The sequence below is a fragment of the Methylobacterium sp. GC_Met_2 genome (assembly GCF_026540795.1).
In the GTDB taxonomy this organism is placed as follows: Bacteria; Pseudomonadota; Alphaproteobacteria; order Rhizobiales; family Beijerinckiaceae; genus Methylobacterium.
The window spans coordinates 119,569-140,775 of record NZ_JALNUM010000001.1 but is presented as its reverse complement, the minus strand read 5'-3'; the positions used below and the strand labels follow the sequence as shown (position 1 = coordinate 140,775).

Below are 21,207 nucleotides of genomic sequence, written 5' to 3'. Positions count from 1 at the left end.
GTGTCGAGGACGCTTTCGCTCATTGGGGCCGCATTGTGCTGGGCCGGGCTCGCCGCGCCGTCGATTGCGGAGGGGCGCCTCGACAAGCTCCGCGCCACCGGCCAGATCAGCCTCGGCTTCCCGGACGCGTCGCCGCCCTTCGGCTTCCTCGACAAGGATGCCAAGCCGGTCGGCTATTCGCTGGAGATATGCGAGCACGTCGCGCAGAAGCTCAAGGCGGCGCTGGACCTGCCCAAGCTCGACATCCGCCACGTGCCGGTGATGTCGGCGACGCGGATCCCGCTGATCAACAACGGCACGATCGATCTCGAATGCGGCACCGCCAGCAACCTGCCGGAGCGGCACAAGCTGATCGCGTTCGCGCCGACCACCTTCGTGGCGCAGGTGGTGCTGACGGCCAGGAAGGACTCGCCGGTCGACGTGAACGACATCGCCTCGTTCCGTGGCAAGACGATCTCGGCCCAGGCGGGCGGTGAGACCCAGCGCGTCGCGACGCGGATCAACGTTCGCGACAAGCTCGACATTCAGGTGATGCCCGCCAAGGACACCGCGGAAGTCTTTCTGCTGTTGGAGACCGGCCGCGCCGTGGGGACGATCAACGACGATGCCCTGGCGCATGCCACGGTGGCGGGCGCCAAGCGGCCGGGCGATTACAAGATCGGCACCCAGGGGCTGGAATTCGCGCCCTACGGCATCCTGGAGCCGAAGGACGATCCGGCCTTCAAGGCGGCCGTCGACAAGGCCGTGGTCGAGCTGATCCAGGACGGCACCGTGGCGCGTCTCTACAGCCGCTATTTCGAGCAGCCGATCCCGCCGAGGGGCATCAACCTTGAGCTGCCGATGAGCGACGTGCTGAAGCGCGCCCTGGCCAACCCGACCGATTCCGGTGACGAGGCCGCCTATCGATAGGCCGCCCGGAAGGTATTCAGATGCACACCGACATGAACGCGGCAGCCGAAGCGTCCGACACTGTGGACCTGCGCAGCGATACGGTCACCCGGCCGACCGAAGCCATGTACGCGCGTATGCGCTCGGCGCCGCTGGGCGATGACGGGCTCGACGCCGACCCGACCGCGCGGGCGCTGGAGGAGACAGCGGCTGCGATGCTGGGCAAGGCCGCCGGCCTGTTCGTGCCGAGCTGCACGATGGGCAACCTCCTGGCGATCCTGGCGCAGGTTCAGCGCAGCGAGCAGGTGCTGCTCGAAGCGCAGGCCCACATGCTCAACACCGAGCGCGGGGCCGCGACCCTCACGGGGACCTTCCTGCTCGGGATCCAGGGCTCAGATGGCGCCATGGATCTCGACCGTCTGGAGGCGGCGCTGCACCCTTCGGCGAGTCCGCTCCGCACCGCGATGATCGCGGTCGAGACCTCGCACAACGCGGCCGGCGGAACGGTGCTGCCGCCCGCCCACATGGCGGCATTGGCCGACATCGCCCGCAAGCGCGGCATCCCGGTCCATCTCGACGGAGCGCGCCTGTTCAACGCCGCGATCCATCTCGGTGTCCCGCCGGCCGATCTCACCGCGCATGTCGATACGGTCTCGCTCTGCCTGTCGAAGGGTTTGAGCGCGCCGATGGGTGCGGTGCTGGCCGGCGACGACCCGGTCATCGCGACGGCCCGGCGCCTCCGCAAGATGATCGGCGGAACCCAGCGACAGGTGGGAATCGTGGCGGCGGCGGGTCTTGAGGCGATCACCGCCATGGGTGCGCGGCTGGACGAGGATCACGCGCGGGCCCGGCAGCTCAGCGACGGGCTGAACGCGCTGGGGCCACGCCTGTCCGCGAGCGTACCGCAGACCAACATCGTGCAGGTCGATCTGGCGCGAACCGGCCTCGACAGCGCCCGCTGGGTCGCGGTGCTCGATGCGGCGGGAACCCGCACCCGGCCCCTGGGCCCGACGCGGCTGCGTCTCGTGACACACCGGCACATCACGGCCGGCGATATCGAGCGCGCCGTCGCCGCCTTCCGGGCCTGCCTCGACGCGGCGTGATCCGCCTCAGGCCGCGCCCGAGACTCGCGCCTTCCCGCCGAGCATGCGAGCGAGCAGCACGACATCGGCGGCGTTGTCGGAGAGCAGGTCGGTGATGTCGCCGACCTCGAGCGCCTTCACGTGGCGGCAGCGCACCCCGAAGCGGCCGGCCGAGCAGGTGCAGCGCAGCAGCGGGCCGCCGGGCCGCTCCTCAAGACGCACGTCGTACCGGTTGCCGGTGGATCCCCGCATCGCGAAGCGGAGGGCTGTCGGCGCCTGCGGGAAGGCCGCCATCGCGCGCCCGCTGATCGCCCCAGGGGGCGCCCCGAGGAGCCGTCGGGGCACGGCAGGTCCGCCGACCGCCCGCGCGATCGGCAGGCCGAGCAAAGCGGCCAGCGCGTGAACGTCCGCGGCGTCCCGCTCGCGCATCGCCGCCAGCGCGATCTCCGCGCAGGCATAGGCGTCCTCGCCGGCATCGTGATGCTCGAAGCGGATGCCCAGACGCCGCGCCACCTTGCCGAGCCCGCAGCCCTCCGGCCCTGGGAATACGCGGCGCGCCACCTGAACGGTGCAGAGATAGGACAGATCCGGCACCGGCAGGCCGGCGCGCACCAGCCCGGCCCGCAGGACGCCGATATCGAAGCTCGCGTTATGCGCCAGGATGAGCCCGCGCCGCAGGTCGTCCAGATACGGTGCCATCGCGGTGGCGAAATCCGGGGCGTCGGCGACGTTGGACGGCAGGATACCGTGAACCCGGATGTTGCCGGGCGAGAAGCGCATCTCGGGCGGGCGGATCAGGTGGCTTTCCCGGCGCACGACCCGGCCGTCCGCGATCCAGGCGAGACCGACCGCGCAGGCGCTGTCGCGCCGCTCGTTGGCCGTCTCGAAGTCGAGGGCCAGGACCGTCATCGGGGGGCAACCATGCCGGGCGGGAGTTCTCGGGCTGTTCCCCAGGAGGTCTAGGCCGCCCGGACTCCGGCATCAACCCTGCGACACCATCCCGAGCCAATCGTCCTCCGAGACGACGCGCACGCCATGCTTCTGCGCGTCTTTCAGCTTGGAGCCCGCCCCGGGGCCGGCCACCACAAGATCGGTCTTCGCCGAGACCGAGCCCGACACCTTTGCGCCGAGGCGCTCGGCCACGGCCTTGGCCTCGTTGCGGGTCATCTTCTCCAGCGTGCCGGTGAACACCACGGTCTTGCCCGCGAAGGCCGAGGCCGAGGCCGCCTGCTCCATCGCCTCGACATCCACCTCGTCGAGCAGGGCCGCGACGGCATCGGCGTTGTGAGGCTCGGAGAAGAACAGGAGCAGCGCATCGGTCGCCACCGGCCCGATCTCGCCATCATCGGCGAACAGGCGGTAGGCATCTCCGGGGCGCTGCGCCGCAGCCTTGGTGATCGCTGCGCGCACCGCGTCGGCATCGCCGTAATGGGCGATGAGGTTTTCGCGCTGGACGGTGCTGAGGCGCGCCCGCTCCTGGCCGGGCGTGGCCTCGTCCTCCGGAAGGCCCAGGTCGAGCAGCCGGTCGCGGGTCGTCCCACCGACCCGGGGCACCGCCGTCAGTTCGATCCAGTCGGGCCCGGGCTGCGCCGCAGCGGCCTCGCGGATCGCCGCGATGAGTGTCGGCATGTCGGTAAAGCGTTTGGCCAGCGCCTTGGCGGTCGCCTCGCCGATCTGCGGGATCCCGAGGGCGAAGAGCAGGCGGTTCATCGGCACCTGGCGACGGCCTTCGACGCCGGCGAGCAGGTTCTTGATCGCCTTATCGTCTTCCTCGCCCTTCTTCTTGGCGGCCTTCTTGGGCGGTTCGGCCGCTCCGGATTCGGCGCGCCGCTCGGCCGACAGCGCCTCGCGCCGCGCCACGACCGCCGCTTTGAGCTTGTCGAAGTCGAGCCGGAACAGATCGGCCGGCTGGCGCACGAGGCCCGCCTCGAACAGAACCTCGATGTAGGTCTCGCCGAATCCTTCGATGTCGAACCCGTTGCGCGAGACGAAGTGCTTCAGCCGCTCCACCCCTTGCGCCGGGCAGATCAAGCCGCCGGTGCAACGGCGGATCGCGTCGGGGCGGCCGGTGCGCGGGTTGCCCGCGCGCACGGCCCGGCTGCCGCAGGCCGGGCAGGTTTCCGGAAATTCGAAAGGCCGCGAATCCGCCGGGCGCTTGGTGAGATCGACATCCATCACCTTCGGGATGACGTCGCCGGCCCGGACCACCGTCACCGTGTCGCCGACGCGGATATCGCGACCGTCGCGGATCGGCTCGCCATCGGCGCCGACGCCCTTCACGTAGCCCTCGTTGTGCAGGGTCGCGTTGGACACAACCACACCACCCACCGTCACCGGCCGCAGCTTCGCCAGAGGGTTCAGCGAGCCGGTGCGGCCGACATTGATGACGATGTCGTCCACCACCGTCGTCGCCTCCTGAGCGGCGAACTTGTGGGCGAGCGCCCAGCGCGGGGAGCGCGAGACGAAGCCGAGCCGCTTCTGCAACGCCAGGTCGTCGACCTTATAAACCACGCCGTCGATATCGTAGCCGAGCCCGGCCCGGTCCGCCTCGATCTGCCGGTAATGGGCGAGCATCGCGTCGCGGTCGGTGAAGGTCCGCGTCAGCGGGTTCACCGGCAGGCCCCAGGCCGCGAAACGCTCGAGGGCGCCGGTCTGCGTCTCGGCGATCGGCGCTGAGAGTTCGCCCCAGGCATAGGCGAAGAATCGAAGCGGCCGGGACGCGGTGATCGCGGGATCGAGCTGCCGCAGGCTCCCGGCGGCGGCGTTGCGCGGGTTGGCGAACAGCGCCTTGCCGGCCGCCTCCTGCCGGGCGTTGATGGCGGCGAAATCGGCGTGCGACAGGTAGACTTCGCCGCGCACCTCGCAGATCTCCGGCCAGTCCGTGCCGGCCAGCGTCTCTGGGATGTCCTGTACGGTCCGCGCATTGGCGGTGACGTTCTCGCCGACCTCGCCGTCGCCGCGCGTGGCCGCGGTGTCGAGGCGCCCCTGCACATAGCGGAGCGACAGAGACAGCCCGTCGATCTTCGGCTCAGCCGTGAAGGCGAGCGGTGCATCCTCGGGCCAGCCGAGGAAGCGGCGCACCCGGACCACGAACTCGGCCACTTCGGCATCGTCGAAGGCGTTGCCCAGCGAGAGCATCGGCACGGCGTGCCGCACCTTGACGAATTTCTCCGAGGGCTTGGCGCCCACCGACGTGCTGGCGGCGCCCGTGCCGACGAGATCCGGGAAGCGGGTCTCCAGCGTCTCCAGGCGTCGGCGCAGGCGGTCGTATTCCGCGTCCGAGATCTCGGGCGCGTCCTCCTGGTAGTAGAGCCGGTCGGCGTCGAGGATCGCCTCCGAAACCCGCGCGTGCTCGTCGCGGGCCTCCTCGGCGGTCAGGTCGAGATCGGGCGTGTCGATTTTCGCGGCGGCCATGGTGGGGTTCTAGCGCATCGGCGGCGCGTCGGGAGTCGCCGTTTTCCCTCACCGGTGGGCGACGAGCAGATCGGCACGGCCTGCGACCCGGAATGCTCCAAGAAAGACCACGGCGACGAACACAGCCACCGCAGCCAGCGGCAGAACCGGCGCGAACCACCCGGCCAGCGCGGTTCCGGCGACGGAACCGAGATTCATCGCCGCCATGTAGACCTCGAATTGCGTCGCCGCTCCCGGGCGTCCCTGGCTGGCCTGGAGCAGGGCCGGCATCAGCGCCACGATCAGCAGGCCGGGCAGCATGTTGGTCAGCGCGAGGATCACCGGCCCGGCTGCGCCGACGAGGTCCGACGTGATCAGGGCGCCGGCCAGCAGGAACGTGCCGGCGCTGGCGAGCAGGAGGATGCGCAGCGGCCGGACCGGGCCGGACCTGTCAGACCAGAAGCCGACCGCCAGCGCGCCGGCTGTTCCGCTCGCCAGCGCCAGACCGGCCTGGAGGCGGGACAGGACGGCTGGATCCCACGCCTGACGCTGGAGCAGGTCCACCGAAAAGGGCAGTTCGAACAGCCCGAGCGCGCCGTCGAGACCGAAGCACAGGGCGAGAAGCCGCAGGGCCCGCGGGCGCTGCAGGCTCACGATCAGGCGACGCAGGAATCGGCGGAACGGCACCCGTCGCGGCGCCAATCCGCGCCGCCCTGGGGTGGCGAGCGCATCCGTGGGCCCCTCGCGGACCAGCAGGATCGGCATGCTCGCCACGATGGCGGCCACGAGGAGCCAGCGTGCGCTGATGGCCAAACCGTCGGTCGTCAGCATCCACCCGAAGACGGCCGCGCTGAGGCTGCTTCCGGCCACGAAGCCCGCGCGGGTGCAGCCGCTCACCCGGCCGAGTTCGGCGGACGGCACGTGGTCCATGATCATCCGATCACAGGCGGTGTCGAGGAGCGAGGCGCACAGACTGTGGGCCAGGAAGATCAGGCCGAGTCCGCCGACCCGATCCTCAGCGCCCCACAGCAGCAGCGCCAGGGCGGCGTGGCAGCCAAGGACCGCCGCAACCGCGAAGACCCGGCGCCGGCCCATCCGGGAATCGCCGGCGCGGTCGACCACCGGGCCCCACAGGATGGGTTGAAGGGTCCAGGGCAGGCCCGCGAGGGCGAAGTGGAAGCCGATCTCCGCCGCCGAAACGCCCTTGGCGGTGAGATGATTGGCCAACGCCGTGAGCGAGAATCCCGCGATCAGCCCCTGATAGAGGTAGGTGGCGAAGAACACGCCGTAGCGGGTGCGGCGGCCGCTGAGGTTCAGCGGCTCATGCAGGGGCGGGCGGACGGGAAACGCGGCCGGGTCGCTCAAGCGCGCGGCACCTTGCCCACCGCGCGCCGGGGCGCGATGCTCCTCATGCCGTCGTCACCGGATGCGCCCCCGTGCCCTCACCATCGCGCGACCTTAACTTCTGCGTCCGGCGGCCGCGAGGCGTCGCTTGAGCGCGGTGGATGTGTGGCTGGTCGATCTCGCCGTATCGCCGGACCGGCTCGAACGATGCGCGCAGGTGCTCGACCGCTCAGAGCGCGACCGCGGCGACCGGTTCCTGCGGCCCGCGGATCGCGCGCGTTTCATGGTAAGCCACGCGGCCCTCAGGCTCATCCTGGCGGACGCGCGCGGCTGTGCCCCGTCCGAGATCCGCCTGACCGCGAAGGCGGCTGGCAAGCCGCACCTCGCCGAGCCGGCCGGAAGCCCGTTGGAGTTCAACCTGTCGCATTCGGGGGCCCGCGCCTTGATCGGTCTCGCGGGCCCGGCCGCCATCGGCGTCGATCTCGAACTGATGCGAGCGATTCCGGACGCGGTGCGGATCGCGCGGACGCATTTCGCGCCCGACGAGGCGGCGTCCCTCGCGAGCTTGCCGGCTGAGGCTATCGAGGCGGCCTTCTTCGGCCTGTGGACCCGCAAGGAAGCAGTGGTGAAGGCGCTGGGGACCGGTCTGTCCCTACCCCTCGACCGTTTCAGCGTGACCCTGCCGCCGGCTGCTCCGCGGCTGCTGCGGGATTCGGCAGGGTGGACCCTCGCGGCGATCGATGCCGGCGCCGGCTACGCCGCCACCGTCGCGGTGCGGGCCGATGACGCGACGATCCAGCCCCGGAGGCTCCCGGCAGATTGGCCCGACCGGCTCTGTTGAAACAGCACAAACCCGGCTTGCGGCCCAGCCAAGGCACGGCTATACACCCGCTCGTCGGCCCGGTCAGCGATGCGCGGGACGGCCTTCGGAGTGTAGCGCAGTCTGGTAGCGCACCACGTTCGGGACGTGGGGGTCGCAGGTTCAAATCCTGCCACTCCGACCAAGAATTCCCGAGACTCAGCTTCTTTTCGGCACATCCACCTCGCGCACGATATCATAAGTCGTGGCGCTTGACCTTCCGGCCGGTGTTAGAGCGAGAACGCCGGACATGGCATCGCGATTGCCGGAACGGCCCCCTCACGGAGTGTTCGCCGCTGAAGCCTGGTTTGGCTTCGCACGCAGCCTGATCGCCGCCACGGCCTTCATCGGCATCGCAGTCGTCGCATTCGTGGCCCTGATGGATCCCTACGGCCTGCGCGCCGCACCGGGGCATCCGCCGGGTCCGATCATGGACGCCAACCAGCGGCTCTCATACCCGCAGATCGCCCGCGGCGGCCGGTTCGACGCCGCGGTCTTCGGCACCTCGACGGCCCGCCTGCTCGACCCGAACGCCCTCGACGAGGCCTTCGGCGCCCGGTTCGCGAACCTCGCCGTGAACGCCGCGACGCCGGACGAGCAGATCCGCCTCGCCGAACTTTTCATCGTGCATCATGCCGTGCGTGCGGTCCTGTTCGGGCTCGATGGGACGTGGTGTTCGGCCGATCCCCCCGCCCGCACAGCCAACGCCTTCCCGGACTGGCTCTATGCGGACGGCGCGCCGTGGGGCGTGCTGCGACAGGTGAACCTCCGCGCTGTCGCCGTGGCGGCACAGGCCGGGCTCGCGTGGGCCGGTCTGGCCCAACCTCGGATTCGTCGGGACGGCTACGCGGTCTTCACGCCGCCGGAGGACCGCTACGACCCGGAGCGCGCGCGTGCCCATATCCGCGCGGGTGCTGCCGACCCGGCGGCCGCTATCGATCCGGTCGATGCGCCCATACCGGCGCTCGGCCGCCTCGATCATCTCCTGGACCGCGTGCCGGCCGATGCGGTGAAGCTCCTCGTCTTCATGCCGGTCCACGCCGCCGCGCAGGGAGCCCCCGGGACGGCGGCGGGTCGGCGCGAGGCGGCCTGCAAGAGCCGGGTCGCCGCGATCGGCGCCGGCCACGGCGCCACGGTGGTGGATTTCCGTTTTCCGTCGCCGCTCACCAACCGGGACGCGAATTATTGGGACGCGCTGCATTACCGCCTGCCGGTCGCGGCGCGGATCGTCGCGGACCTGAAGGCAGCGGTGGCGACCGGCGCCGACGATCCGGGCGGCACCTACCGGGTGCTGGCCCACCCCTGATCCGGCCTCACGCGGCGGCGCGCTCGGACCGCGCCCAGCCCGCGCGGGTTTCGCTGCAATACTCGGCGTATCGACCGTCCCGGATCGCCGCCCGGGCGCCTGCCATCAAATCCTGATAGTAGGCGAGATTGTTCCAGGTCAGCAGCATCATCCCCAGGATCTCGTTCGACCGGACCAGATGATGCAGATAGGCGCGCGAATAATCCCGCGTCGCCGGGCAGATCGAGGCCTCGTCCAGGGGGGCCGTGTCCTCGGCGTGGCGGGCGTTGCGCAGGTTGACCCGGCCATGGCGCGTATAGGCGAGGCCGTGGCGGCCGGCGCGGGTCGGCATCACGCAGTCGAACATGTCGATGCCGCGGGCCACCGCGCCGAGGATGTCGTCGGGCGTGCCGACGCCCATCAGGTAGCGCGGTTTCGCGGCGGGCAGGTGCGGCTCCACGGTCTCGATCATCGCGAACATCACCGCCTGCGGCTCGCCGACCGCGAGGCCGCCGACCGCGTAGCCCTTCAGGTCGAGGTCCGCCAAGGCGCGGGCGCTCTCGATCCGAAGGGCCGGGATGTCGCCCCCCTGCACGATGCCGAACAGGGCCCGCTCGGGCTGCTCGCCGAAGGCGATTCGGCAGCGCTCGGCCCAGCGCAGGGACAGGTGCATCGCCTTCTCGATCGCCGCATGGTCGGCCGGCAGGCGCACGCATTCGTCGAGCTGCATCTGGATGTCGGAGCCGAGCAGTCCCTGGATCTCGATCGAGCGCTCCGGGCTCATGTGGTGCGCCGTGCCGTCGATATGCGAGCGGAAGGTCACGCCCTGCTCGTCGATCTTCCGCAAGGCAAAGAGCGACATCACCTGGAAGCCGCCGGAATCGGTCAGGATCGGCCGGTCCCAGTTCATGAAGCGATGCAGTCCGCCGATCCGCGCCATCCGTTCGGGACCGGGGCGCAGCATCAGGTGATAGGTGTTGCCGAGCACCACGTCCGCGCCGAGGTCGCGGACCTGGCTGGGATACATCGCCTTGACGGTGGCGGCTGTGCCGACCGGCATGAAGGCCGGCGTCCGGATCGCGCCGCGATGCGTCGTGATCGCGCCTGTGCGGGCGGTGCCGTCCTGCGCCTGCAGGCTGAAGCCGAAGGGGAGGGGATCGGTCATCGCTGGCTCATGGCAGGTCCGCGCCCGGGCCCGGGAAGAGCAGGCTGGCGTCGCCGTAGGAATAGAACCGGTAGCCGGCCTCGATCGCGTGCGCGTAGGCGGCGCGCATCGTGTCGAGGCCCGAGAAGGCCGAGACCAGCATGAACAGGGTCGAGCGCGGCAGATGGAAGTTCGTCACGAGCGCGTCCACCGCCCGGAAGCGGTAGCCCGGCGTGATGAAGATGTCGGTCGGGCCCGAGAAGGCTGCGAGCGTTCCGTCCGGGCGCGCGGCGCTCTCCAGCAGGCGCAGGGCGGTGGTCCCGATCGCGACGATCCGGCCGCCCGCGGCGCGGGTCGCGTTGAGCGCGGTGGCGGTATCCGCGTCGAGGATGCCGATTTCCGCGTGCATCCGATGGCCTTCCGTATCCTCGGCCTTCACCGGAAGGAACGTGCCCGCTCCGACATGCAGCGTGACGTGGTGGCGCCGCAGCCCGGCCGCGTCGAGATCCGCGAGCAGGCCTTCCGAGAAATGCAGGCCCGCCGTTGGCGCCGCGACGGCGCCGGGGTTCCGGGCGTAGATCGTCTGGTAGTCGGTGGCGTCCCGCGCGTCGGCGGCGCGCTTGCCGGCGATGTAGGGGGGCAGCGGCAGGGCGCCCTCGGCCGCGATGGCGGCGTCGAGCTCAGGCCCCGCCCGGTCGAAATCGAGCACGATCTCGCCGGCCTCGCCCTTCTCGGCTACGGTGGCGGTCAATGCGCCGAATCGCAGCGTGTCGCCGGGGGCGACCCGCTTGGCCGGACGGCCGAAGGCGCGCCAGCGCGCGGGTCCCTCGCGCAGATGCAGCATCGCCTCCGTACGCTGACCGGGCGCGCCCGGCCGCGTGCGTACGCCGTGGAGGCGGGCCGGGATCACCCGCGTGTCGTTAAACACCAAAGCATCGCCGGTCCGCAGGGTGCCGGGCAGATCGCGTACGGTCCGGTCGGCCAAAGCCATCCCCGGCTGCACGACAAGCAGCCGCCCGGCATCCCGCGGCTCGGCCGGGCGCAGGGCGATGCTGGTCTCCGGCAGGTCGAAATCGAACAGGTCCACGCGCATTCCGGGCTGCGTGCACCGAACTGCAGGCGGTTTCAACCGCGGAACCCTCGGGGATCGTGCCCGTTTTCCGCGTCACCGAGACGCGAGATGACCGTCGATGCCCTGGTACGCCGTTCGCCCCCGTGACGAAGCCGACCCGCGATGGCCGCTGCCGGGAAAGCCCGAGATCGTGCTGAAGGCCCAGAGCCCCGACGAGGCCCGGTCGAAATTCGAGGATGCGTATCCGAGCCAGCCCTTCGGCAGCCCGACGGTGCCCGTCCGGGATTCCGGCCTGGGCAGCTTCCGCGGGGAACCCGATGCGCTGGTCGTAACCGAGACGGGCGAGCCGCCCGCCAAGCGGGAATAGGCGCCGTGGCTCTGCCCGGCCGGAACCGGCGCGTGACCCTGGACGGTCAGCTGCTCGGCTATTGGGAGCGTGAGGCGGCGCGCCTGGAATCCCTGGCCGCTGCCGCACGCTTCGCATGGCAACGCCGCCGGTTGCTGCGGAAGGCGGACACTGCCCGCGCCAAGGCAGCGACGAGCCGCCGGCGCGAGGCCGCACGCGGGAACGCACCTGAACCGATCGAGACTTAGCCAAAGCTAAGACCTTTTCGGAAGCGTCGAACCTTTGCCGTGGCCTGGGACAAGGGTGATGCCGTATAGGCGCGGCCACCCCAACTCGGCGCCGACTCATGGACCGTACCCAGAAAGCTGCCCTCCTCAGCGCGGGCATCGGCCTCGCCGTCACGGCCCTGAAGTTCTACGCCGCTTGGCTCACCGGCAGCCTCGCGCTGTATTCGGACGCCCTCGAGAGCATCATCAACGTGGTCGCCGCCATCGGCGCCTTCGTGGCGCTGCGCGTCGCGGCGCGTCCGGCCGACGAGGATCATCCCTACGGCCACCACAAGGCCGAGTTCTTCTCCGCGGTGATCGAGGGCGCCCTGATCATCGTGGCGGCGCTCATGATCCTGCGCGAATCGTTTTACGGCGTGCTGGCGCCCAAGCCCCTCGATGCCCCTGCCATCGGCGTGGCGATCAATTTCGGGGCTGGCATCATCAACGCGGCCTGGGCCATGGCGCTGATGCGCTGGGGTCAGCGGTGGCGCTCGCCGGCCCTGATCGCCGATGCGCGCCACATCTTTGCTGACGTCGTCACCTCCTGCGGCGTCCTGATCGGTGTCGGAGCCGTTCTGGTGACCGGTTATCCCATCCTCGATCCGATGGTGGCCGGGCTGGTGGCGCTGAACATCCTCTGGTCCGGCTTCCGCATGGTGCGGGAATCGGTCGACGGCCTGATGGATCGCGCGGCCCCGCATGAGATGGTGACTCAGATCCGGACGCTGATCTCGGAGCACGGCGAAGGGGCGCTGGAGGCGCACGACGTTCGCACGCGCGCGGCCGGGCAGGCCACGTTCATCGATTTCCACCTCGTGGTCCCCGGCGCCATGAGCGTCGAGGCTTCGCACGTGATCTGCGACCGGCTGGAGAACGCCTTGGAGACGACCATCCCCGGAGCGGTGGTGACGATCCATGTCGAGCCCGGCGAGCTGGCCAAGGCCCGCGGCGTGCCGGTGCTCTGATCCGGCGCTCAGCTCCAGGCATGGAGCGGCGGGGCGACGCCGTTCAGCGCGTGGTTGCCGATGATGGCGTACTTCCACCGTACGGGGTCATGGAGCGTGTGGGTCCGCGCGTTCCGCCAGTGTCGGTCGAGATTCTCCGCCGCCAGGGTCGAGCGGGTGCCCGACAGCTCGAACAGCTTGTTGGAGGCCGCCAGGGCGATCTCGGTGGTCAGCACCTTCGCCTCGGCGACCGCGAGTTGCGCCGCTGCCACGCGCTGCGCATCCGGCTTGGCCACGGCCTCGTCGAGGATGAGCCCCGCCCGATCGAGCAGCGCATCCGCGGCGTGTTGGCGGAGGGTCAGGTCGCCGATCGCCTGGATCGTGTAGGGATCGTCACTTGCGCGCTCCAGACCGCTGTCGATCCAAGGCCTGGCCTTCCCGCGGACGAACCGGATCGTGTCGTCTAGCGCCTCCAGGCCGATCCCGGCATCGATTGCCGCCTGGATGATCTGGAATACGGCGCCGTCCGCGGTGGGTGCGTCGTAACCCTTCCAAGCCGGGACCAGATGCGTTTTTGGTACCCGGACATCCTCGATCAGCACGGTGCCGCTCGCGGTGCCGCGCTGGCCGAAGCTCGACCAATCGTCGATGATCGTCAGGCCCGGCGCGTCGCGCTCGGCGATGGCGTACCAAGCCCGGCCCTGCCCATCGAGGGCGACGATCGGAACGAGATGCGCGAGCAGCGCGCCAGTCGCGTAGAACTTCTGGCCGCGCACCACGACGTGGTCGCCGTCGTCGGTGAAGCGCGTGTCGAACTCGGCCGCCCGCTTGGTGCCACGTTCCGAGAAGGCGTTGCCGAACCGAGTACCACGCAGCACCTCCCCGAACAGCAGCCGTTTCTGCGCGTCGTCCGACACGGTCCGGATCGCCGCGATCATGCCGAGATGGTTCTGCGCGATCTGCGCGATGGCGGGGTCCGCCGCCGCGATGATGGCGATGACCTGCACCAGGGTCCGGTAGGACACTTCAGGCCCGCCATAGGCCCGCGGCACGTTGATCGACCACAAGCCGCTCTGCGAGAAGGCGTCGAGCTCGGCGAGCGGCCGCACGGCGGCGCGATCCCGCTCCGAGGCGCCGACACGGAACGCGGCTGCCAGCCGGTGGGCGATGTCGAGCGCCTCCGGGTCGCCGCCGATGACGTGAGCCTGGGTCGGGGGGCGTTCCGGACCGGGCGCGCCCCGCGCGCCCTGCGGTTCGAGGGTCCGTGCATCGACGGCGATGTTCATGGCACGCTCCTGATGGATCGGGGAGGAGGACGCTGGACGGTCAGGCCGCTTCGGCGCGCTGGGCGCGGGCGGCCTCCAGGGCGCGCACCCGCGGGATCACGTGCGTACCGAAATACGCGACCTCCTCCTGGAAATGCAGGAAGGCCAGGAGCGCGAGATCCGCACCGGCATCCTTGAGAGCGAGGATCCGCTCGGCGATTTGATCGGGTGTACCGATCAGGTTGGTCCGGAAACCGTCGTCGTACTGGACCAGATCCTCGAAGCTCGATTTCGCCCAGTTGCCCTCGCCCTCCGGTGAGGCCTTGCCGGCATTCTTCGCCTCGTGGCCGAAGGCCTTCACGGCATCGGCGTCGGCGTGGTCGATGATCTCCTGAAGAACGGCGCGGGCCTCTTCCTCGGTCTCGCGGGCGATCACGAAGGCGTTGACGCCGATGCGCGGATCGTTGCCGCTCTGCGCCGCCTTCGCGCGGATATCGTCGACCTGCGCGCGGATGTTGTCGGGCGTGTTGCCGTTGGTGAAGTACCAGTCGGACACCCGGGCCGCCATGTCGCGCGCTGCCCGCGACGAGCCGCCCTGGAAGATCTCCGGCAGCGGCTGACCCGGCTTCGGCTTCAGCGTGTAGTCGCTGTACCGATAGAAATCCCCGCGGAAGGTGAAGTTGTCCTGGGTCCAGATCCCGCGCAAGCTGCGGATGAATTCCTCGGAGCGGCGGTAACGCTCGTCATGGTCCAGCCAAGGCTCGCCGATCGCCCGGAACTCGCCCGAGAACCAGCCCGACACGATGTTCACCGCAACGCGATTGTCGGTGAGTTGTGCGATCGTGGCGATCTGCTTCGCGGCGAGCGTCGGGTTCCAAGGGCCGGGCAGGATCGCGGCGATCACCTTGAGCTTGGTGGTGGCCGCCAGCAGCGCATGGCTGAACGCCACCGACTCGTGCTGGTATTCGGCGCCATAGCCGGCGGTGAACCGGATCTGCGTCAGCGCGTAGTCGAAGCCGGCTTCCTCGGCGATCTGTGCCAGCGTCCGGTTGTAGTCAGCGTCCCAGCTCGTCCGTTGCGGGATCGTGCTGATCACGAGGCCACCCGAGACGTTGGGCACCCAGTAGGCGAAACGGATCGGCGCAGGCTCCGCTTCCGCGATGTGATGGCTGGTCATTCTGCGCTCCCTGGACCGCGCGGCGCCCTGCGCCGTGTCCATTTCGAGGGATCGCCGCAAACTGAATACAAGATCCAGAGAGCGGCCGATCGATCAAGTCGAGCGCAAGTATTCCGGTGGAACGGCCGCAGGTCAAAGGAACGGGTTACTGTTTTGAACGCTTCCTCGATGAGGCTTTTCTTCGAATGAGCCTCAGCAGAGCGGGTTTATGCTAGGCCTCTCGCCGCGTGTCCGGTTCGTGAAGGCGGCGCCAAGCGAACACGGAATAGACCGCGATCAGGCAGGCCGCGAGGCTGAACCACGTGAAGGCGTATTGCAGGTGGTTGTTGGGCAGATCCACTCGAAGCTGACCACCGCGGGGCCATGTGGTCTGGCCGGGGGCCGCATCGGCCTCAATCAGATAGGGCGCGACGTCCGAGAGACCGCGTGCGGCCGCGATTCCGCCGATGTCCCGGTTGAACCATTCACCCCGCGCCGGGTCCGGCTCCGGCACGAACAGGCCGCGCGGCTCGCTGGCGCGTAGGATGCCGGTCACTGTGGTGGGCCCGTCGATCAGACCGTCCCGCCGATCCGATTGGGCCTTGAGCTCGGTGGGGACGAAGCCGCGATTGATCAGCACCATGCCGCCGCCGTCGCGCACGAACGGCGTCAGCACATAATAGCCCTGCAGAGCCCGGCCCGGCGTCTCGCCGGCGGCGAGCCCGTGCACCAGCGTCTCCTTGTCGTTGAGGAAGCGGCCGGTAACGAGCACGTGGCGGAATTCGTCCCGGGCAGGATCCCACTCCGCGGCCGCCGGCGGTGCCACCGGCACCGCCTGGGTTTGCCGCACGATGCGGGTGATCAGATCCTCTTTCCAGGTCTTGCGCTCGATCTGCCACGTTCCGAGGCCGATGAGGATCGCCAGCGCAATCAAAGCGGCAATGCCGGGCGCGACGAGATCGCGCCAGGCGCCTCTGGCAACAACGGCTTTCACGGTTCGAAGCGCCCCTGCTCGGCCTTGTTGCTGTACTGGAGGGCGATCAGCATGCCCTTGAGCGGCCGGACGAGGATCAGGCTGAGGCCGACCGACATCGTGACGGCGACCAACGCGTGGACCCAGATCGGCGGCTCGTAGGTGATCTCAAGCCACAGGGCGAGGCCGACCACGACCACGCCGACGATCGACATGACGAAGAAGGCCGGGCCGTCGGCCGAGTCGAAATGCGAGTAATCGAGCCCGCAAGACTCGCAGGAGGGCCGCAGGGTCAAGTAACCCTTGAACAGATGACCCTCGCCGCAGCGCGGGCACCGGCCGCGTAAACCCGTGGGAACCGGCGGCAGCGGCGCGTAAATGCGGTGATCCACAGGCAGACTCCAGACTCACCCGTATGCCGGCGACCATGCCGCATCGGAGGTGTCCGCAACGATATGGGGATTCGCGGGGTCCGCACACGAAAAAGGGCGGCCGGAGCCGCCCTTCGCAGGTCCGCCATGCGGTGGCGGGATAGATCTCAGTGAGCGGCGCCGTGGAAGACGCCCGAGCCCCACACGTAGATCGCAGCGAAGAGGAACAGCCACACCACGTCGACGAAGTGCCAGTACCAGGCGGCGAACTCGAAACCGAGATGTTGGCGCGTCGTGAACTGGCCCGCATAGGCGCGGAACAGGCAGACGGCGAGGAAGATCGTGCCGATGATCACGTGGGCGCCGTGGAAGCCCGTCGCCATGAAGAAGGTCGACGAGTAGATGCTGCCCGCGAAGCCGAACTCGGCGTGGCTGTATTCGTACGCCTGGCAGGCGGTGAACAGCACGCCGAGGATGATGGTCAACCACAGGCCGTACTTCAGGCCCTTGCGATCACCCTCGAGGAGCGCGTGGTGCGCCCAGGTCACGGTGGTGCCCGAAGTCAGCAGGATCAGGGTGTTGAGCAGCGGCAGGTGCCAGGGGTCGAACGCCTCGATCCCCTTGGGCGGCCAGACGCCGCCGGTGAATTCCACGCGCGACACCTGGATCGGGTCTGCGGTGTAGAGCGCCGCCTCGAAGTAGGCCCAGAACCACGCGACGAAGAACATCACCTCGGAGGCGATGAACATCATCATGCCGTAGCGGTGGTGAAGCTGGACGACCCGGGTGTGGTCACCGGAATTCGCCTCGTGGGCCACGTCCTTCCACCACGAGTACATGGTGTAGAGAACGCCGATCGCGCCGGCACCGAAGATGTAGGGGCCCGGCGTCAGCGTGCCGATCTGCAGGCTCTTCATCCAGAAGACAGCGCCGAACGCCATCAGGAAACCCGAGAAGGCACCGATCAGCGGCCACGGACTCGGGCTCAGGATGTGAAAGTCGTGATTCTTGGCGTGCGCCTCGGCCATTATCCCGTCGCTCCTCACCCGCCGCCCTGCGCCGTTTCCGGCATCCGGCCTGACGCGGCTTGCTGTTTGCTCTTGTCGCGGTCTGCTTTTGGCCGGACACGGCACAAACCACGCCCAAGCTTGTCTGCACGTTTAGTCGGTGCGGGCCCGTGTTGTCACGCGTCCGCGATCAGAATTCCCGCTTCGTCCCGGGTGGCGCCGGTATCGCCGCCGCAGCGGTCACCGGTTCACCATTCTTGCTGGCGAAGTAGGTGTAGGACAGCGTCATCTCGCTGAGATGCGCGGTGTTCGAATCGTCGCGCACCGCCGGATCGACGTAGAAGACCACCGGCACGTCGAGGGTCTCGCCCGGCTGCAGCGTCTGGGCATTGAAGCAGAAGCAGGCGATCTTCACGAAGTAGCCGCCCATCAGGCCGGGCTGGACGTTGAAGGTCGCAACCCCGGTCGCGGGTTTCGTCCCGGTGTTCTGCACGCGAAAGAACACCGTTTTGGTTTCGCCGAGCTTGGCCTCGACGCTGTTCGTCTCGGCAGCGAACTTCCAGGGCAGGCCCGGCGCGACGTTGGTGTCGAAATGGACCACCATACTGTCGTCGGCCCGGGCCGCGGAGGCAGCGAGCGCCGGCCCCTGACGAGGCGTGCCGTCATAGCCGGTAGCCTTGCAGAATGCGTCGTAGAGCGGGACCGACGCGAAGGCGAGGCCGACCATGCCGACCGCGAGGCCCGCGCAGGCCAGCGCCGTGCGGTTGGCACCGCGGCTCGGGTTCTGATGAGGTGCGGCCATGGCGGGTCTCCTCAGAGCGGCCGGCTGAGGATCTGCGGACCGAGCTTGACGATCGTCAGGACGAAGAACAGCAGGACCCAGGCTCCCAGCGCCAGGGCGATCGCCACCGAGCGCTTCCGGCGGCGGGCTTCCTCCTCGGGGGTGAGCGGACGGTACTGGCTCTCCGGTTCCGGCATGGCGCTCAGCCCAGGACCGGCCGGAACAGGCCGAAGCTCTGCTCGGCCAGCAACGCGGAGAACAACGCGAAGAGATAGAGGATCGAGAACCCGAACATGCCGAGGGCCGCACGCCGCTCGGCTTCACCCTCGCGATTGCGCAGCACACGGATGCTGAAGGCAACCATGCCGAGACCGCCCACGAGACCGATCACGGCGTAGAGCAGGCCGCCGAACCCGAAGGCGACCGGTGCGAGACTGAGGGGGGCCAGAAGCAGGGAATACCCGACGATTTGGCGGCGGGTGGACGCGGGACCCGCAACGTTCGGCATCATCGGAATGCCGGCCCGGGCGTACTCGTCCGCCTTGATCAGGGCCAGCGCCCAGAAATGCGGCGGCGTCCAGATGAAGATGATGGCAAACAGGATCAGCGACTCGATTCCGACGGAACCGCTCACCACGGCTTGGCCGATCACTGGGGGCAGGGCACCCGCGGCGCCGCCGATCACGATGTTCTGCGCGGTCGCCCGCTTCAGCCACATCGAATAGACCACCGCGTAGAACACGATCGTAAAGGCAAGCAGGGCCGCCGCCAGAAGGTTGGCGGCGAGGCCCAGCACCAGCACCGAAGCGACGGAGAGAAACAGCCCGAAGCCGAGGGCCTCTTCGGACGAGATCCGACCGGCCGGGATCGGCCGCGTGGCGGTGCGGGTCATCACGGCGTCGATGTCCGCATCCCACCACATGTTGAGACAGCCGGAGGCGCCCGCACCCACCGCAATGGCGAGCAGCGAGATCGCGCCGATCGCCGGCTGCACATGACCCTGCGACACGACCATGCCGACAAGGGCGGTGAAGATCACGAGGACCATCACCCGCGGCTTCAGAAGCGCAAAGTAGTCCGGGACATCTCCGCCAGCCGTCGACAGGGCTGGGGCCGGGCCGTCCCGTCCGATGGTGTTCGTCAAGCTCGTCATCGCGTCTGCCGCTGCTGTGCCGGCGCCCGGCCACGCGCGTCACGGCCGAGTCGAGTTTCGAATTCGACGTATTCCAAGGGGTTACGTGAGCGGGGCCCGGGATTAGTCCCACGGCCCGTGCGGATCGCCCTCGACGCTCGCCCTTGCCGGGAGGCCGGTGAACCGGCCTCCGGGGAAGGGCGAGGGCCGCATACGCGGCCCTCGCGGGTGTCTATCAGTGCACGCCCGGCTCGTCGACGATGCGTGGCAGCGTCTCGAACTGGTGGAAGGGCGGAGGAGAGGTGAGCGTCCACTCCAACGTGGTGGCGCCTTCGCCCCACGGATTGTCCGCGGCGCGCTCCTTCGAGCGGAAGGCCATGACCACGCCGATCACGAACACGAACATGCCGAGGCCGAAGATGTGGCCGCCGTAGGTCGAGACCTTGTGCCAGCCCGCGAAGGCCTCCGGATAGTCGGCGTAGCGACGCGGCATGCCGGCGAGGCCGAGGAAGTGCATCGGGAAGAACAGGACGTTCGCACCGATGAAGGCCAGCCAGAAGTGCAGCTTGCCGGCCCATTCCGGGATGATGCGGCCGGTCATCTTCGGGAACCAGTAGTAGACACCGGCGAAGATGACGAACACCGCACCCAGGGACAGCACGTAGTGGAAGTGCGCGACCACGTAGTACGTGTCGTGCAGGTACTTATCGACTGCCGAGTTGGCGAGCACGACGCCGGTGACACCGCCGACCGTGAACAGGAAGATGAAGCCCACCGCCCAGTGCATCGCTGCGGTGAAGCGGATGGAGCCGCCCCACATCGTGGCGATCCACGAGAAGATCTTCACGCCGGTCGGCACCGCGATCACCATCGTGGCGAACACGAAGTAGGACTGCGTCTGGAGCGACAGGCCGACCGTGTACATGTGGTGGGCCCACACGACGAAGCCGACCACGCCGATCGCCACCATGGCGTAGGCCATCGCGAGGTAGCCGAAGACGGGCTTGCGCGAGAAGGTGGCGATGATGTGCGAGACGATGCCGAAGGCCGGCAGGATCATGATGTAGACTTCGGGGTGACCGAAGAACCAGAACAGGTGCTGGTACAGGATCGGGTCGCCGCCGCCGGCCGGATCGAAGAACGTCGTGCCGAAGTTGCGGTCGGTCAGCAGCATCGTGATGGCGCCCGCCAGAACCGGCAGCGAGAGCAGCAGCAGGAAGGCGGTGACCAACTCGGCCCAGGCGAAGAGCGGCATCTTGTGCAGCGTCATGCCCGGAGCGCGCATGTTCAGGATGGTGGTGATGAAGTTGATCGCGCCGAGGATCGAGCCCGCGCCGGAAAGGTGCAGGGCGAAGATGGCGAAGTCGACGGCCGGGCCAGGATGTCCGGCGGTCGAGAGCGGCGGATAGACGGTCCAGCCGGTGCCGGCGCCCGAGGCTCCCGGTGCACCCTCGACGAAGAGTGAGCACAGCAGCGAGCAGAAGCCCGCAACCGTCAGCCAGAACGAGATGTTGTTCATGCGCGGGAACGCCATATCGGGCGCACCGATCATGAGGGGCACGAACCAGTTGCCGAAGCCGCCGATCAGCGCCGGCATCACCATGAAGAACACCATGATGAGGCCGTGACCCGTGACGAATACGTTGTAGGTCGCCGGGTTCGAGAAGTACTGCAGGCCAGGCTGCTCCATCTCCATCCGGATGCCGAAGGAGAGGAAGGCGCCGATCATACCGGCGCAGAAGGCGAAGAGCAGGTAGAGGGTGCCGATGTCCTTGTGGTTCGTCGACAGGAACCACCGGGCGAAGAACGAGGGTTTGTGGTCGTGGACCTCGTGGGCCTCGGCATGGGCTGCGGCTGTAGCCATGGATTCGGGTGCCTTGTGAATCGGATGGGTGC

At 68.9% G+C, this 21,207-nt stretch carries 21 protein-coding genes and 1 tRNA gene; 8 read left to right on the top strand and 14 right to left on the bottom strand.

Features of this window, described 5'->3' with window-relative positions; all coding sequences use genetic code 11:
• Positions 1 to 909 carry an amino acid ABC transporter substrate-binding protein gene (locus tag OXS49_RS00710; protein WP_267420877.1) on the top strand — a complete coding sequence of 303 codons (909 nt, stop codon included), beginning with the start codon at positions 1 to 3 and terminating at the stop codon, positions 907 to 909.
• Between the two features lie 20 nt (positions 910 to 929).
• Positions 930 to 1,991: a GntG family PLP-dependent aldolase gene (locus tag OXS49_RS00705; RefSeq protein WP_267420876.1), complete on the top strand. Its 1,062-nt coding sequence runs from the start codon at positions 930 to 932 to the stop codon at positions 1,989 to 1,991.
• A gap of 6 nt (positions 1,992 to 1,997) precedes the next feature.
• Here OXS49_RS00705 and OXS49_RS00700 read toward each other — a convergent pair whose 3' ends face one another.
• The 3 genes from OXS49_RS00700 to OXS49_RS00690 all read right to left on the bottom strand — a co-directional run bounded on the left by OXS49_RS00700 (position 1,998) and on the right by OXS49_RS00690 (position 6,728).
• Positions 1,998 to 2,879 (bottom strand): 3'-5' exonuclease, encoded by an 882-nt coding sequence (locus OXS49_RS00700; protein ID WP_267420874.1) that lies wholly within the window; start codon positions 2,877 to 2,879, stop codon positions 1,998 to 2,000.
• Between the two features lie 72 nt (positions 2,880 to 2,951).
• Complete coding sequence (gene ligA / locus OXS49_RS00695; RefSeq protein WP_267420872.1) at positions 2,952 to 5,384, bottom strand: NAD-dependent DNA ligase LigA; 2,433 nt, start codon at positions 5,382 to 5,384, stop codon at positions 2,952 to 2,954.
• 48 nt (positions 5,385 to 5,432) lie between these two features.
• The gene (locus tag OXS49_RS00690; RefSeq protein ID WP_267420871.1) at positions 5,433 to 6,728 is read right to left on the bottom strand and encodes an MFS transporter; all 1,296 of its coding nucleotides are present in this window, start codon (positions 6,726 to 6,728) and stop codon (positions 5,433 to 5,435) included.
• Between the two features lie 136 nt (positions 6,729 to 6,864).
• On the opposite strand from OXS49_RS00690, the gene OXS49_RS00685 reads away from it, so the two are divergent.
• From OXS49_RS00685 to OXS49_RS00675, 3 genes are all read left to right on the top strand, one after another.
• The gene (locus tag OXS49_RS00685; protein ID WP_267420917.1) at positions 6,865 to 7,548 is read left to right on the top strand and encodes a 4'-phosphopantetheinyl transferase superfamily protein; all 684 of its coding nucleotides are present in this window, start codon (positions 6,865 to 6,867) and stop codon (positions 7,546 to 7,548) included.
• A gap of 86 nt (positions 7,549 to 7,634) precedes the next feature.
• Positions 7,635 to 7,711, top strand: a tRNA-Pro gene (locus OXS49_RS00680).
• 234 nt (positions 7,712 to 7,945) lie between these two features.
• Positions 7,946 to 8,872, top strand: coding sequence for a hypothetical protein (locus tag OXS49_RS00675; RefSeq protein ID WP_346016919.1), 927 nt, complete (start codon positions 7,946 to 7,948; stop codon positions 8,870 to 8,872).
• A 7-nt stretch (positions 8,873 to 8,879) separates the two neighbouring features.
• Here the strand turns inward: OXS49_RS00675 and tgt are convergent, their stop codons facing one another.
• Both tgt and queA read right to left on the bottom strand, forming a co-directional pair.
• Entirely contained in the window at positions 8,880 to 10,016 is a 1,137-nt protein-coding gene (tgt, locus tag OXS49_RS00670; protein ID WP_267420870.1) for a tRNA guanosine(34) transglycosylase Tgt, read from the bottom strand.
• Between the two features lie 7 nt (positions 10,017 to 10,023).
• Positions 10,024 to 11,088 carry a tRNA preQ1(34) S-adenosylmethionine ribosyltransferase-isomerase QueA gene (queA, locus tag OXS49_RS00665; RefSeq protein WP_267420869.1) on the bottom strand — a complete coding sequence of 355 codons (1,065 nt, stop codon included), beginning with the start codon at positions 11,086 to 11,088 and terminating at the stop codon, positions 10,024 to 10,026.
• A 97-nt stretch (positions 11,089 to 11,185) separates the two neighbouring features.
• Between queA and OXS49_RS00660 the strand changes: the two genes are divergently transcribed.
• The 3 genes from OXS49_RS00660 (at position 11,186) to OXS49_RS00650 (ending at position 12,647) form a co-directional block, all read left to right on the top strand.
• Entirely contained in the window at positions 11,186 to 11,434 is a 249-nt protein-coding gene (locus OXS49_RS00660) for a hypothetical protein (protein ID WP_267420868.1), read from the top strand.
• 5 nt (positions 11,435 to 11,439) lie between these two features.
• The gene (locus tag OXS49_RS00655; protein ID WP_244002824.1) at positions 11,440 to 11,661 is read left to right on the top strand and encodes a hypothetical protein; all 222 of its coding nucleotides are present in this window, start codon (positions 11,440 to 11,442) and stop codon (positions 11,659 to 11,661) included.
• Positions 11,662 to 11,759: 98 nt separating this feature from the next.
• Positions 11,760 to 12,647 carry a cation diffusion facilitator family transporter gene (locus tag OXS49_RS00650; protein ID WP_244002826.1) on the top strand — a complete coding sequence of 296 codons (888 nt, stop codon included), beginning with the start codon at positions 11,760 to 11,762 and terminating at the stop codon, positions 12,645 to 12,647.
• 8 nt (positions 12,648 to 12,655) lie between these two features.
• On the opposite strand, the gene OXS49_RS00645 is transcribed toward OXS49_RS00650, so the two are convergent.
• The 9 genes from OXS49_RS00645 to ctaD all read right to left on the bottom strand — a co-directional run bounded on the left by OXS49_RS00645 (position 12,656) and on the right by ctaD (position 21,175).
• On the bottom strand, positions 12,656 to 13,912 hold the full coding sequence (locus tag OXS49_RS00645; RefSeq protein WP_267420864.1) for an SfnB family sulfur acquisition oxidoreductase: 1,257 nt from the start codon (positions 13,910 to 13,912) through the stop codon (positions 12,656 to 12,658).
• A 40-nt stretch (positions 13,913 to 13,952) separates the two neighbouring features.
• Positions 13,953 to 15,068, bottom strand: coding sequence for a dimethylsulfone monooxygenase SfnG (sfnG, locus tag OXS49_RS00640; protein ID WP_267420862.1), 1,116 nt, complete (start codon positions 15,066 to 15,068; stop codon positions 13,953 to 13,955).
• A gap of 211 nt (positions 15,069 to 15,279) precedes the next feature.
• Complete coding sequence (locus tag OXS49_RS00635; protein WP_267420860.1) at positions 15,280 to 16,041, bottom strand: SURF1 family protein; 762 nt, start codon at positions 16,039 to 16,041, stop codon at positions 15,280 to 15,282.
• Entirely contained in the window at positions 16,038 to 16,412 is a 375-nt protein-coding gene (locus tag OXS49_RS00630; protein ID WP_244002832.1) for a DUF983 domain-containing protein, read from the bottom strand. Before OXS49_RS00630 ends, OXS49_RS00635 begins: the two co-directional genes overlap by 4 nt.
• A 146-nt stretch (positions 16,413 to 16,558) precedes the next feature.
• Complete coding sequence (locus OXS49_RS00625) at positions 16,559 to 17,419, bottom strand: cytochrome c oxidase subunit 3 (RefSeq protein ID WP_244002834.1); 861 nt, start codon at positions 17,417 to 17,419, stop codon at positions 16,559 to 16,561.
• Positions 17,420 to 17,588: 169 nt separating this feature from the next.
• Positions 17,589 to 18,200 carry a cytochrome c oxidase assembly protein gene (locus tag OXS49_RS00620; RefSeq protein WP_267420859.1) on the bottom strand — a complete coding sequence of 204 codons (612 nt, stop codon included), beginning with the start codon at positions 18,198 to 18,200 and terminating at the stop codon, positions 17,589 to 17,591.
• An 11-nt stretch (positions 18,201 to 18,211) separates the two neighbouring features.
• Positions 18,212 to 18,376, bottom strand: a complete 165-nt coding sequence (locus OXS49_RS00615) for a hypothetical protein (protein WP_267420858.1) — start codon at positions 18,374 to 18,376, stop codon at positions 18,212 to 18,214.
• A gap of 5 nt (positions 18,377 to 18,381) precedes the next feature.
• On the bottom strand, positions 18,382 to 19,332 hold the full coding sequence (locus OXS49_RS00610) for a heme o synthase (protein ID WP_267420857.1): 951 nt from the start codon (positions 19,330 to 19,332) through the stop codon (positions 18,382 to 18,384).
• A gap of 214 nt (positions 19,333 to 19,546) precedes the next feature.
• Positions 19,547 to 21,175, bottom strand: coding sequence for a cytochrome c oxidase subunit I (ctaD, locus tag OXS49_RS00605; protein WP_244002839.1), 1,629 nt, complete (start codon positions 21,173 to 21,175; stop codon positions 19,547 to 19,549).
• Between the last annotated feature and the right edge of the window lie 32 nt (positions 21,176 to 21,207).

What these genes read in the sequence shown, in the direction of transcription:
- OXS49_RS00705 (WP_267420876.1), top strand. Translation starts at nt 930, where the DNA reads ATGCACACCGACATGAACGCGGCAGCCGAAGCGTCCGACACTGTGGAC.
- OXS49_RS00700 (WP_267420874.1), bottom strand. Translation starts at nt 2,879, where the DNA reads ATGACGGTCCTGGCCCTCGACTTCGAGACGGCCAACGAGCGGCGCGAC.
- ligA (WP_267420872.1), bottom strand. Translation starts at nt 5,384, where the DNA reads ATGGCCGCCGCGAAAATCGACACGCCCGATCTCGACCTGACCGCCGAG.
- OXS49_RS00675 (WP_346016919.1), top strand. Translation starts at nt 7,946, where the DNA reads ATGGATCCCTACGGCCTGCGCGCCGCACCGGGGCATCCGCCGGGTCCG.
- tgt (WP_267420870.1), bottom strand. Translation starts at nt 10,016, where the DNA reads ATGACCGATCCCCTCCCCTTCGGCTTCAGCCTGCAGGCGCAGGACGGC.
- queA (WP_267420869.1), bottom strand. Translation starts at nt 11,088, where the DNA reads ATGCGCGTGGACCTGTTCGATTTCGACCTGCCGGAGACCAGCATCGCC.
- OXS49_RS00660 (WP_267420868.1), top strand. Translation starts at nt 11,186, where the DNA reads ATGCCCTGGTACGCCGTTCGCCCCCGTGACGAAGCCGACCCGCGATGG.
- OXS49_RS00650 (WP_244002826.1), top strand. Translation starts at nt 11,760, where the DNA reads ATGGACCGTACCCAGAAAGCTGCCCTCCTCAGCGCGGGCATCGGCCTC.
- OXS49_RS00645 (WP_267420864.1), bottom strand. Translation starts at nt 13,912, where the DNA reads ATGAACATCGCCGTCGATGCACGGACCCTCGAACCGCAGGGCGCGCGG.
- sfnG (WP_267420862.1), bottom strand. Translation starts at nt 15,068, where the DNA reads ATGACCAGCCATCACATCGCGGAAGCGGAGCCTGCGCCGATCCGTTTC.
- OXS49_RS00625 (WP_244002834.1), bottom strand. Translation starts at nt 17,419, where the DNA reads ATGGCCGAGGCGCACGCCAAGAATCACGACTTTCACATCCTGAGCCCG.
- OXS49_RS00620 (WP_267420859.1), bottom strand. Translation starts at nt 18,200, where the DNA reads ATGGCCGCACCTCATCAGAACCCGAGCCGCGGTGCCAACCGCACGGCG.
- OXS49_RS00615 (WP_267420858.1), bottom strand. Translation starts at nt 18,376, where the DNA reads ATGCCGGAACCGGAGAGCCAGTACCGTCCGCTCACCCCCGAGGAGGAA.
- OXS49_RS00610 (WP_267420857.1), bottom strand. Translation starts at nt 19,332, where the DNA reads ATGACGAGCTTGACGAACACCATCGGACGGGACGGCCCGGCCCCAGCC.
- ctaD (WP_244002839.1), bottom strand. Translation starts at nt 21,175, where the DNA reads ATGGCTACAGCCGCAGCCCATGCCGAGGCCCACGAGGTCCACGACCAC.